Here is a 12,458-nt window from a genome sequence, read left to right on the forward strand (position 1 = left end):
CGTTCCGGCCGGGGGCTTACACGCGCCCGGACCGGAATGGCACAACGCTTGGAACAAGGCCTGGGCGCAAGCGCCGCAAGCTTTATTTCCAGGAGGCCTTGTAAAAGCGCGGGAACTCGTCGCCGTCCACCGAGAAATTCAGGCCCTTGGCCTGCACGGCGTTCAGCGAGTGGTTCCACAAGGGCACCCAGTACGCCTGGTCGGCCACGATCTTCAGCGCGGCCGCGTAGTTCTTGGCGCGCAGGTCGCGGTCGACGGACGTGTCGGCCGCTTCCAGAAGCTTGATGACTTCCGGGTTGCGCGCCTGGTCATCCGGGCCGCCCCGGAAGAAGTTGCTGGTGGACAGCGCCGCGTCGGCAATGCCGTAGGAACCCCAGTTGGACGCCAGCATGGCGGTCTTGCCTTCGCGCCAGCTGGTCATGGCGGTGCCGTACTGCTGCTCAACCAGGTTCACCTTGATGCCGGCCTGCGCCATCTGGGCGGCGGCGGCGTCCAGGATGCTGCGCGGCGGCGCCGAGATCACCAGGTCCAGCGTGATGCCATTGGGGTAGCCGGCTTGCGCCAGCAGTTGCTTGGCGCGCGCCGGGTCGAATTTGTAGGACTGCACGTCGGTCGTGCAACCGAACTGCGCCGGGTTGCAGGCCGTGTTGATCACCTTGGACGCACCGCCCACTAGTGCTTTGCGGATGGCTTCGCGGTCGATGGCGTGGTTGATGGCCTGGCGCACTTCCTGCTTGGCCAGCGGCGACTTGCCGTCGTCAAAACGCGGGTTCAGCGAGATATAGCTGATGCGCATGATGCTGCTGCTTTTCACCGTGACCGACGGCGTTTTCTCCATGCGCTTGGCCACATCGGGCGGCACGCGCCAGATCCAGTCCAGGCCGCCGGACAGCAGCTCGGCGTATTGGGTGTTGGCATCAGGCAGCACGCGCACCACCAGCTTTTGCACGGCGGGCTTGGGGCCGAAGTAATCGTCAAAGCGTTCGTACACATAGCGGCTGCCGGGCTGGCTGTCGGTCAGGCGATACGGGCCCGTGCCGATGGGCTTGGCGCCCATGTCCGACTGATTCGCCTCGTAATACTTGCGCGGATAGATCGGCAGGTTTTCCGACAACATTTCCAGCGCCAGCGGGTAGGGCGTCTTCATCTTGATGCGCACGGTGTCGTCACCGACTTTTTCCGCTTTCGCAATCCAGGCCACCTGGTTCTGGAAGCGTGCCTTGAAGGCGTCGGACGACACCAGGTTCAGCGTGTAGAGCACGTCGTCGATGGTCAACAACGACCCGTCGTGGAACTTCACGTCGCGGCGGATGGGAAGTTCGATGGTGGTGTCGTCCACGAACTTGTAGCCCGTGGCGATGGCCGGGCCGAACTCGCCCGTGTCCTGGTTCTTTTGCAGCAAGCCCGAGAAGACCATGCGCGCCAGCGCCAGGCCGGGACGGTCCGATTCCTTGTAGGCGTCCAGAGTGGCGGGCGCGGCGTCGAATGCAATGTTGAGGGAATTGTCGGCCTTGTTGGCCTGGGCGGCGTGGGCGCCCAGCGCCAGTAGCGCCGCGCTCACGAACTTCACGGTACGGGTTAGCTGCATGTTTTCACCTTGATATGTTTTATGTGTGGGGCCTACGGGGTGCTGTGCTGCGGTCTTGCGGTGCTGCGTTGGTTGCGCTTTTTTCCTATCGACAGGCAAGCCGCTCCCCTTGCCGCGGGCAGCGCATATTGCGCCGGCGGTGCATGCACGGTCGGTCAGGGAAGGGGCCTGATGCGTTTCAGGCCTGGCGGATTAGAAGTTCGTCAAATCATCGGATCCCAACGTTGCCGAAGTCTTCCCGCAAGCGCGCCAGGATGCCGACCAGATGGTCGTGCATGGCGTGGCGCGCGCGGATGGGATCGCGGTCAACAATGGCCGCGAGGATGCGTTCGTGTTCTTTCTGGGCTTCGATCCACACCTTGGTGGTCACGAAGTGTTCTTCCAGGCGATGGAACACCGGGCTCAAAGTGCTTAGGTGCCAGATGTGCGAAATGGCGGCGGCCAGGGCGGCGTTGCCGCAAGCGGCGCCGATGGCGCTGTGAAAGGCGCGGTCATGCACGCTGGGCGATTCGGTCAGCGACATGCCGTCGTGCGCGGCGCGGATGGCGGCAATTTGCGCGGGCGAGGCCTTTTGCGCGGCCAAGGCGGCGCATTCCGGTTCGATCAGCAAGCGCGTTTCCAAGAGGTCGAAGGGGCCGATGTCGGTGGCTTCGACGCTGTCGGCGGCGGCGGCGGCCGGCGCCGCGTCTTGATACTGGCCGTCTTCACGCGGCTGGCACACAAACACGCCCGTGCCCACGCGCACATCCACATAGCCCTCGATTTCCAGGGCGATCAAGGCTTCCCGTACCGACGCCCGGCTGACTTGCAATTGCTCGGCCAGCTCGCGCTCGGCGGGCAGGCGGCCCCCAGCGGGAAAGTCGCCCGCCTTGATGCGCGCGGCGATCTGGTCGGCAATCATGCGGTAAAGGCGGGTTGAGGCTACGGCCTGTAGGGAAGTCATCGTGTGGCGGGTTGAAGTGTTCGGGACGCTGAGCGTAATAGGTTTGGGGCGGTGGTGTCTTGCGTGGGCGTAAGCGTTGCTGGATTTTGTTGAGATGCCTGATGGTCCAGTGGTCAGGCCACTGGACGAAATGTACCGGAGCGCGTGCGGCTTGTGAACGGGCTGGGCCGCCTAATTAACGGATTTCAGGGAAAACCACTAGCGCGGCCACACTATTCAAGTGTCCTTGAGCCTATCGCAATCAGACGACCGCATAAGCCGGGATGGCCGAGCATGGCGTCATGGCGTCACTCAATTCCAGATTCCGGCGGCGTCCAGGGCATTCCGTTTTCATCGGTGCTGAGAAAATCGTCCAGCGCCTTCTTGTCGGCAGCTGCCTTCTCCGGGTTGCCGACCTGATCGAACACCGATGGCGGTTTGGGCGCGACGGCTCGGTAACGCAGGCGTATTGACGCCAACATGGCGTCCCAGATCTTGCCGGCTTCCCTATCGGACAGGGCCGCGTTCACGCGGGGCGGCGCGGGTGGACGTTTCCAGGGGGGAATGGCGTGTTTGTCGGGGACGAAGCGGGGCAGGGACCAGCGGACGAGGTCCAGTTTGACTTCGTCGGGAACGGTCTGCATAAGCGCGCCGCCGCCACTCATGGTCAAGTGAATGGACGGCTGGGTAAATCCCGGCGTGTCCCGGTAGCTTTCCGCCAAAAAGAGGAAGGCATGATGGTCGGTGTCCGTGTATCCGAACGCAAACTGTTCCGCTTGCATGGCGGCAAGGGTCAGCTTTCCCGCGCGCAACCTGTTATGCCAGATACCGGATAGCTGTTTCTTGGCGCGTGCTTGAAGGCCGGTGGATGAGTCTGGCTGCAGGGCGGTAATTCGGGCTTCCAGTTCAATGTTGGAGCCGTCTACATAGAACTCCAGCATGCCGATTTCCTGATCGTGATGTTCGCGGATGATGACGGGACCGAGCCCAAAGCCTGGTCCGGCACTCTGCGGGTCGTCGATCTTCGAGATGGTCTTGGCCAGGGTTTGGATGCGGGCTTCGACTGGCGCGATGACGTTCTCGTACGACTGAGCTTTGATCAGGACGTAAACGTCGTCGACAAGAAGATGCAGTTCATGGGTGTGATAGTTTTTCTGCTCTGGGTTGCGAAAAAAGCGCAGCAAGGTTTGTGTCGGATTCAGGCCTATCTGAGCGAGCAACATAGACCCACCTGAATCATGATCGACGTTTTTAATCTGCGACGATCTGTCGTTCACCGCGTCCGCAAAGCGTTCGGGGGAGACTTCCATCCCTAACACCCTGACTTCGACGGTTTTGAAATCGGTATCCAATCCGTAATACAACGTGACGTAGCTGCCTGTGCTGTAAAACCAGTTCGAAGGCAAATCAATCAAGTGTCGGCCGAATGCCCAGGTGCGGATGTCTGTGGTTGCGTTGGTCACGGGGGTGTCCTTGTGTTGTAAGCACAGGATGCTGCTGCCAACCACGACCGCAAGCGCAATTGCGGCTGCGTAAACGCGTGCCTTCATCATGACTTCCTTGCCTGAGTAATGGGCACCGTGGTGTTCCCAAACATCTTGCATCGCATGCCAATCAGAACGCCTTGATCAGCCGCCAAGACACGACCTGCCCTTTGACCCGAGGCAGAATCTGGCCGTGCATAAACGTCTGTTCGCCGCCGAACGCCGAATCGTCACATTTCCAAACGCCCGGCCACGGGCATGGGCTGTCTGAGGCTGCAGTCATCCCGCCACTGGCCGCGGGCCCTGCCGATGAAGCGCCCGCCGCGCCGGGTCGTAGGCGAATGGATTCCACAATGGCGTCCCACAGCGCTACCGCCTCGGCGTCCGATGCAAAAGCGGGTGGCGGTGGCTTGCCCTGGTCGTCGGGGTTGCGTTCAAGTACACCCAATTGAGCGGCCAGGTTTGGCTCGGTAATGGAGTCGTCCTTGCCTTGGGATTCCCAAGTAAAGGAGTACAGCCGCTGCCCATCCTGGCTGCCCGCGGTGGCGTATTCCTCGGCCTGGATCTGGCCGATATTGCGGACGCCCTTTTTCAATGTAGTAATGCCCGCAGCCAGTTTGGCGACGCCCATCAGGAAGCCGCCCATTCTTTCCAGCAAACGGTTTTCCTCAGCGCCGGTGCTGGAGCGAAAGAGAAACTGCGCGCCGGGGTGGTCGGGGAAGGTGACACCGATTCGGAAGCCCTCGACTTGGAAAGCACTGCCGGCGATGAAGCCGTCATTGATGCAGAAGCCCGGGTCGGTGGGGATTTCGAGCGGTTCGCGTGAGCGGAGGTTGCTGGTCCATGCAGTCGCTTGATTCAGCGCAAGCGATTCACGATCGTCGGAGACGCGTACTTGTAATCGGAAAACCGGTCCGGCGGGCTCTGCGATCGCGTATGTGTCAAGACGGAATAGTTTCGTACTGACTTCGGAATTCCAGGAGTAGATACCTTTTGCTTTCGGACCAAATTCGATCCGACGCAAAAACAGGTTGCCATGGGACTTCAGATGGGGCTGAGCCTTAAGTTCGCGCTCCCGCGCATTCATGACACCCTCAAGCGCGGACGCGGGCAATTGAAGTGACTCCATCCGAGCGCCCCATAATCTATAGCCTGGCCTGATAACCGCGTTCGAGGGAAGGTCGATCAGAAAGCGGCCAAAGCAGTGCGTGATCCAACCATCTTTATTCATGGAGTTACTCCGGGATTGGGTTGAGAAGGAGGAGCAACCGGAGAGCGCTACGGAAGCCGCCGTGCCAATTGCAATCAATGGTCGAAGCACGTGAATCATGTCTTCCCTCTGTCGGTGGGGTGCCAGTTTGCAAGCTGCGCAATCTTGATGATGCTGAACATCGCGGCCCATTGAGCGCGCGCATCGACATAGCTATCTGCGTGTTCGTAGCCTTTTTCTTTGTTGTATTGGCCATAGCCTTTACTGCCATGTCGGAAACTGGCTTTGATGCCGCTTCTTCCCGGTGTGCGGCCAGAATCGGTTGAAACAGTTCCGTCTCCACCACTGCTATGCGTGTCTTGACCCTGTGCAGTCCACGGTGGGGTTGTAGGAATTAATGTGGGGAGTTTTCGTTCAAACCACCCCTGGTAGCTGCCGTTGCCGTCATCGCGAGGCTTGGCGCCAAATATCTCGAGGGGTGTGGGATCGCCTTGCCAGATAATCTCGCGCCAGCTATGCAAGCCGTCATCCGCCCCATAGTGCGCATACGTATGCGGGTGATAGCCCCCATGCCACAGACGATCATGAAACCTTGCAACCTGATCTACCAAGTCCTCAAAATCTGATCGGCCAGTTGCGGGAGCTTTTGAGGGTCCCGATTTCTCCAACATATTCAGGTATTCTGTGTTCTGTTCCGGTACCAAGCCATACCACGCCGAAGTTTTATAGATCTCCTCATACGGATCCCTGCGCTGCGGATACGCGCGCGGGACCCCGGCGGCATCTTTCAGCACCTGCCCCTTGGCATTGCGCATAAACAACCAGGGCATGCCGCCCCGGTGCTCCACCGTCGGCATCAACTCCAGGCCCCCAGGCGACCGGCCCACGACAGCGGTGACTTCCCCTGCGTTCGACCCCAGGATGATTTGGACCGCGCCCTCATAGCCGCAGCGCATGTGGTGATAAATGGCCGGTGCGCCGCTGGCGGGCTGCACGCCATGGACCACGCCCAGTACCTTGTCGTACCCCTGCAATTGGGTCAGCGCGCGGCTGACGATGCCGCCCATGGAATGCGTGACCAATATCACCTTCATGGCATCGGCCTGTTCTGCGCTGATGCCGCCGTGTTCCCGATAGTGGGCAAGTACGGTGTTGTCGATGTAGTCGCGTATGTCCGCTGCTGAGTCCGCATTGGATTGCAGCCAGTTGTAGCCACCGCACCAGACGTCGAACTGGTACTTGCCAGCCTGGATCAATTCATCTTCGGTGAGTACGGAGACCTGGCCACGTTCCTCGCCGTATTCCTTGGGATCGCGCAGGCTGTCTTCGTTCCACCATTTCTGAAGTTTCCGAGCGCGATAGATGTTGTCCAGGCGTTGTTCCATGCGGGCCAGGAATGGGTGGTAGTACATTTTGTGGGCGCTACCCCAGCCTCGCCGTTGTGCGGCCTTGGCGTTCAAGCAGGAATCACCAAGGTCGATGGGACCGCTGTCATCGACTTCAACTAGGTCCGGGTCCAGCAGCTCTTGACGCTCTTTGGGACCGCGGCTCCACCATGTAAAAATCGCGGCGATGAGCCCGAAAATATCTCCGATCGAAAAGCCGGTGTTTGGTGGGTGCCACACTGATTCCTTCGATTCCTTATTGCGCAAATTAGTACCCATGATTCCCGGTAGGAAAACCACCGGTATCGGCGCGGGTACGCTGCATAGCAAGACCTTGGCGCGCTTGTCTTCGGTTGGCGTCAGTCGCGTGGAATACACGCGCCGGCCTAGCTCGTCGCGCGTGCAGGGGATCAGCACTTCGTCATCGGGCAGTGGCGAGTTCATGAGTTCTCCTCCAAATTTTCTTGCGCGACCGAATTGGCCGTCACCGTTCGCATGCTGACCAAGTCCATCAACAGGTCCTGCTGCTTGGGCAGACGTCCTTGGGCATCCGTGATTACGCGAACGAGCGCGCCGTCGCCTCGGCGCAGTTCCACCTCTGTGTTCACCAGCGGTTCAAGGCTGGCGGCGTCTCGCACGACATAGGCATCGTCAAACGGCGTTGCCTCCCAGGTGTTGAATTCCATCGACGCGCTGTTTGGCCCCACAAAGTTGTGTTGTGCCGCCTTCACCGTCAGCTTGCCCGGCATGCCGAGTTCAATATTCCCGTCGGCCATCTTGATGTACGCCCCGCCGCAGAGCAGCGTGATGTGCTTGTCGGCGGCGATTAGCACATGCTGTTTGCTGGAGGTGATTTCGGCGCCTTGGTCGGCCTGGATGCGGATGGCGTTGTGTTGGGCTTGCAGCAGCAGTTCGCCTTGGTGGGCGATGTGGCGCATGGCGCCGCTTTGCGAGAACAGGCCCAGGTCGCCGCCTGCGTTGATGACTACCTTTTCCCCGGCGCTGATCTGCTGGTGCTGCTGGGCGATGCTGTCGATATGGGCGCCTGCCGTCATCACGATGCTGGCGGGGGTGGCGGCGGCGATGCCGGCTGGGGCGCTTAGGCCCATCGCGCCGGCATCGCCTTGGCCATTGCCGGCGGATTGGTTGTTGGCGCCGTGCCCCAGATTGCGTACTGCTTCGGTCAATGACTGTTGGGGCTGCGCGTCGTGGGGTACGCCTTCGTGGGTGGCGGCGTAGTCGCCCAGGTTACGAGCCAATTCCAATGCGGATTCCAAGGCGGCAACGATATCGGATCGGTCCAATTGCCCGCCCTTGGCTTGCAACTGCGCCTCGGTGCTTAACAACAGGCCCTTTGCCGCACGCAATGCGCCGTGTTCATCGGTGCGCAGTTCAAACCCCTCCCCACGAGGTTTGCCACCGCCCGGACGCGGATGCGTCAAGTACCCCAAGTGCAACTGCGTATCCCCGTGCTCGCTCATCAAGGCCGCGCTGATCTGTGCCGAGGTATCGTCCAGGCGCAGTTCATTGGCGCGGTTGCCCTTGTGCTCCTTGCTTTTGATCGTGTTCAGGATGTTGTGACGCGGCAGTTCATACGGCGGCAGGTTGGTGGCGCGGAACGTTCTCCCGATGACCAAAGGTTGGTCTGGATCGCCGTTTGCGAATTGCACGATGACTTCTTGTCCGATGCGGGGGATAGCCATGTGCCCCCATTGCGCACCAGCCCAGTTTTGCGACACGCGGATCCAGCAGGAGCTGTGTTCATCATTGCGACCCAGCCGGTCCCAGGGGAACTGCACCTTCACACGGCCCCAGGCGTCGCAATAGATTTCTTCATTTGGAGGGCCGACGACGGTGGCCATCTGCGGACCATCGAGGCGGGGTTTGGGTTGGGGCTCGGGCTTCCAGTCGACTTTGTCGGGCACAAGTTCGGCGGTGTAGTGGTAGTGCGTGCCTTGTTCGGAACCCGCCGCGTCTTCTTCTTGACTCGTGTGCTGCACGCCGTGGTGGCGCATGCGCACGGGGCGCCAGCCTTGGTTCCAGTCTTCGCGCGGGTGGCCGGTCAGGTCGAAGGCGACACCGGGGATCAAGCGCGCGTCATCGCCTTCGACAAACGCCACGCGCGCATCGCGGCGACGGCCCAGCAGACGGGTCAGGGTGAACGGCTTGCCCACTTCGTCGCGCTTGTAGCGGCCGGGGTAGTCGTAGCGTTCGTAGCGATGATCCTGGTGGGCAAGGTCGGTGGCGACCGGGGAATGTTCCTGGCTATAGCGCGGATGGGTGTACGTGTAGTCGCGCTGGTTCTGCACGGCGGTGCGGATGCGCTCGGCGTAGGCAAAGCGATGCAGCGCTGGTTCGGCCTGGTCGCCGCCAGGCATGGGGTTGTACAGGACCGGCCCGCCCGCGATCTCGCCATGGATGTAGATGCGGTCACCATGGATCAGGCGGTGCCCGTGTTCCGAGTGCGCGTAGCGGTAGAAGTAGCCTTCTTCGGCCGCCAGCCTGTCCAGAAACGCCAAGTTGGTGTCGCCGGCTTGCACGCAGTATTCGCGGGGCAGGTGCTCAAAGGTGCTGACCTGTTCGTAGTCGGTGATGCCTTGGCGCTTGATGACGTCGGCCAGGATCTCGGGTACTGACAGGTGCTGGTAGATGCGCCAGTCAGAACACAGCGCGGCGCGAGCCAGGGAGGGTTCTACGACTACCCGATAGCGCGTCCGGCGAAAGCCGGTGTCGGCTTGGACGAATTCCGTGACGATGCCGTGTACATGGCGCACCGCCTGGTCCCCACGCCAGATGGTGAAAAGCGCGGGCTGGTCCAGCAGCGTGCCGAAATCAACGGCGGGGTCGATGCTGGACAGTTCTAGGCACAGCCGATAGGTCTCGGACAGGGCCTCGTCCAGCGTGAATTCAACGACGTCAAACGCCGTGCCACTGGCGGGGTTGAAGGTGAAGCGCAAGTCGGACAGCCGAGGCACGGCGGTGCTCCTTTTGGCGGTGTGCAAGATGGAACCGAACATCTTGCACAGCGGCAAAAGGCGCTGTCTATTGGACGACTATGAAACTGCGTCCCGCTTTCCTATGCGGCCAAGCGAATCGGCAAAGCGAATCGGCAAAGCTAAGCCGCCAAGTTGCGCTTCAAGGCGTGGATCAAGTCCGCGCGTGCCTCTTGCGCTTGGGGCAACAGGCGAGTCATGCCGATGAAGCTGTGCGGCACGCCGGAGTACACAACCAGCATGGGCGCGGCGCCGGTGGCGAAGAGTTGGTTGGCCAAGTCCAGCGTGTCGTCCAGCAGCGGGTCCAGTGCGGCGGCTTGCAGGATCAGCGGCGGCAGGCCGTTCATGTCGGCGTGCAGTGGGGTGACGCCGGGGTCCTTCAATTGCGCGGCGTCGCCAACATACTGCCGCCAGTACCAATCGAGCTTTTCCGTGGACAGGCCAAAGCGTCCGTCGCCATAGGCGTCGTGCGAAGCCGTGTCGCGGCGGGCGGAGAGCATGCCGTAGATGACGACACCGGTCTTGATGAAGGCGTCGCCCTCGTCGCGCAGGCGTTGCAGCGCGGCCAGCGTGAGGTTGCCGCCGGCGGATTCGCCGCCTACCGACAAGCGCGACGCATCCAGGCCCAACGAGGGCGCTTGGTCGCGCAGCCAGCGCAGCGCGCCCAACACTTGTTCCAGCGCGACGGGGTAGCGGGCTTCTGGCGCCAAGGCGTAGGACAGGCCCGCCGTCACGATGCCGGCGTCGGCCGCGATCTCGCGTTTCCAGCGGTCCAGCGAGTCCAGGTCGCCGTGTGCGAAGCCGCCGCCGTGCAGATGCAGGTACAAGGGTAGCGGCGTGTCGTTCGCGCCTTCGGGGTAGTACAGGCGCAGCGTGGCGGGCACGGGCAGATGGTCCAGCTGATGTTCCACCACGCGGCCAACGGGCGGCGCGGGCTGGCTCAACCACTGTTGGTAGGCGCGGTTTTTTTCTCGGAATTCAGCGATGGGGGTGGTCAGCACGTTGGGCGTGGCTACGCCGTGCTGCTGAGCCAGTGCTTGCGCGGCCAGCACGTCGGGCGCCAGGGTAGGGGTGTGGGAAGCGTCGCTCATGGGGTGTCCGTAGGATGCCGATGCGGGAACGCGCCAGTATGACTCGGATTGCGCGGCCTCGCTGAAACCCGCTTGCGCGGCGCCGCTTGGCGCTATCATCGTTGCGTCTTTGGCCGCGCCTGCCCATCGCGCGGTTGCCGGCTAGCTTTTGCCGGGCTTGCGGTAGTCACGCTTGCCTTGTCACCCTTATCGCCTTCTTGGAAACGCCACGCATGAACGACCGCCTACACCAGACGCTGCTTCGGTTTGACCAGTACAACGGCACCGATCCGAATCTGTTCACCTGGCAGGGCGAAACCTGCCCGCAAGAACTGTTCCTGGCGCAGAAGCTGCACGAATGGGTGTTGAAGCTGGCCCCGGAGGCGCCCTTGCCGCTGGTGCTGGCCTCGCGTTGCCAGCATATCGGGCGCTGGGAAATCAGCCGCAAGAGCTACCCGGACGGGCGCGTGGGTTATCTGACGTGGCGCAAGGCCTTGGCGCGGCACCATGCCGCTGTCGCGGAAGGCATCTTGCGTGAAACGGGCTGCGAGGACGACGTGATTGACCGCGTCAAGACCATCGTCATGAAGCAGGGCATCAAGCAGGACGCGGATGTGCAGACTATGGAAAACGCCTTGTGCCTGGTGTTTCTGCAATATCAGTACGAAGCCTTTCACCCCGCCCACGGCGAGAAGATTGTGGAAATTTTGCGCAAGTCTTTGCAGAAGATGGACGCAGCGGGTCACAAGTGGGCGCTGACCTTGCCTTATAGCGCGGCGGGAACGGCGTACCTGGAGCAGGCGCTGGCGGCGTAAGGCCGGTACACACGCGCTGCGCGCACAAATACACAAGCCCGGCCGCAACGTGGATGTCGCGAGCCGGGCTTGTTGCCGTCGTGCAAGACGGAGCTTGCCCGAAGGCGGTATGACTACGCAGGCTTGTCGGTAGACGTATCGTCGGCATCCTTGGTGGATGCATCGTTGGACGAGTCCGGCGTGTCGGCGGATGCCGAGTCAGCGGAGATCTCGGTCGGCGTTGCAGCGCAAGCCTCAGCCGGCGCTTGCGGCGACGACTGGACCGGAGCCGAGACAGGAGCCGTGACCGGAGCAGCGACGGCGGCTGAGGCCGAAGCGGCGGTGTCGGTGCTTGCAGCCGCATCCGCGGCAGGCGCTTCGCCAGAGGCAGCGGCAGCCGCGGCTTCCTTCCTGGCCTTGTTGCGGGCAGCGGCGTTCTTGGATGCGCTGCGCGAGGCCATGCGCTTGGCATGCTTGGCTTCGTTGGCGGTGACGGCGCCCGAGGGTTCGCCGTTCAGGTCCACGCGCGGTGCGTCTTCCACCATGCAGGCCCAGTAGCGGCGGCCATCACACCAGGTCTTGACCGCTTCCTTGATCTGCGCCTCGTCCAGCTGCAAAGCCTGGGCATGCTGCACCAGGTCAGCCAGCACGCCCAGCTTGAGCGGCAGCTTCGGGGCGGGATTCTTCGGGAAGGCCTTGGGAAACTGGCGTTGCAGGCGCGAGATCGCGACCACGACCGGGTCCACGGGCGATTCGCGGCGTTCGCGCTGCGGGCGCTGAGCCTTGTCGCCACCTTGCGAACGGGCGTTCTTGTCGCCGCCTTGCGGGCGCGGGCCCTTGCCGCCACCGGGCGGGCGAGGTCCTTTGCCGCCGCCTTGCGAACGCGCATCTTTCTTGGGGGTAGGCTCTTCAGGCGCTTGTTTGGTGATCAAGGCCCGGATCGCGGCTAACTGTTCTAGTCCCATGTGCTACACAAAAAAAAGGTTGAGGCCGTGAGCATCAGCGCTCGGGC

9 protein-coding genes are annotated in these 12,458 nt (G+C 62.0%); 1 reads left to right on the forward strand and 8 read right to left on the reverse strand.

Going from position 1 to position 12,458, the window contains the following annotated elements; translation table 11 throughout:
* Positions 1–82: 82 nt before the first annotated feature.
* From ELS24_RS14515 to ELS24_RS14545, 7 genes are all read right to left on the reverse strand, one after another.
* Positions 83–1,588 carry an ABC transporter substrate-binding protein gene (locus ELS24_RS14515; RefSeq protein WP_127184527.1) on the reverse strand — a complete coding sequence of 502 codons (1,506 nt, stop codon included), beginning with the start codon at positions 1,586–1,588 and terminating at the stop codon, positions 83–85.
* A gap of 208 nt (positions 1,589–1,796) precedes the next feature.
* On the reverse strand, positions 1,797–2,531 hold the full coding sequence (locus ELS24_RS14520) for a FadR/GntR family transcriptional regulator (RefSeq protein ID WP_127184528.1): 735 nt from the start codon (positions 2,529–2,531) through the stop codon (positions 1,797–1,799).
* A 287-nt stretch (positions 2,532–2,818) separates the two neighbouring features.
* A complete protein-coding gene (locus tag ELS24_RS14525; protein WP_127184529.1) occupies positions 2,819–4,063 on the reverse strand; it encodes a T6SS immunity protein Tli4 family protein in 1,245 nt (414 codons plus the stop codon).
* 61 nt (positions 4,064–4,124) lie between these two features.
* Positions 4,125–5,225: a T6SS immunity protein Tli4 family protein gene (locus tag ELS24_RS14530; protein WP_127184530.1), complete on the reverse strand. Its 1,101-nt coding sequence runs from the start codon at positions 5,223–5,225 to the stop codon at positions 4,125–4,127.
* A gap of 95 nt (positions 5,226–5,320) precedes the next feature.
* Positions 5,321–7,033: an esterase/lipase family protein gene (locus ELS24_RS14535; RefSeq protein ID WP_127184531.1), complete on the reverse strand. Its 1,713-nt coding sequence runs from the start codon at positions 7,031–7,033 to the stop codon at positions 5,321–5,323.
* On the reverse strand, positions 7,030–9,564 hold the full coding sequence (locus ELS24_RS14540; RefSeq protein WP_205736975.1) for a type VI secretion system Vgr family protein: 2,535 nt from the start codon (positions 9,562–9,564) through the stop codon (positions 7,030–7,032). The genes ELS24_RS14535 and ELS24_RS14540 overlap by 4 nt, the downstream gene beginning before the upstream one ends.
* A gap of 140 nt (positions 9,565–9,704) precedes the next feature.
* On the reverse strand, positions 9,705–10,673 hold the full coding sequence (locus tag ELS24_RS14545; protein WP_127184533.1) for an alpha/beta hydrolase: 969 nt from the start codon (positions 10,671–10,673) through the stop codon (positions 9,705–9,707).
* A gap of 212 nt (positions 10,674–10,885) precedes the next feature.
* Here ELS24_RS14545 and ELS24_RS14550 point away from each other — a divergent pair, with 212 nt between their 5' ends.
* Positions 10,886–11,467: a DUF4202 domain-containing protein gene (locus ELS24_RS14550; RefSeq protein ID WP_127184534.1), complete on the forward strand. Its 582-nt coding sequence runs from the start codon at positions 10,886–10,888 to the stop codon at positions 11,465–11,467.
* A gap of 113 nt (positions 11,468–11,580) precedes the next feature.
* Here ELS24_RS14550 and ELS24_RS14555 read toward each other — a convergent pair whose 3' ends face one another.
* Positions 11,581–12,378 carry a ProQ/FinO family protein gene (locus ELS24_RS14555; protein WP_050444860.1) on the reverse strand — a complete coding sequence of 266 codons (798 nt, stop codon included), beginning with the start codon at positions 12,376–12,378 and terminating at the stop codon, positions 11,581–11,583.
* Positions 12,379–12,458: the final 80 nt, after the last annotated feature.

Source organism: Achromobacter spanius (assembly GCF_003994415.1).
Lineage (GTDB): Bacteria > Pseudomonadota > Gammaproteobacteria > Burkholderiales > Burkholderiaceae_B > Achromobacter > Achromobacter spanius_C.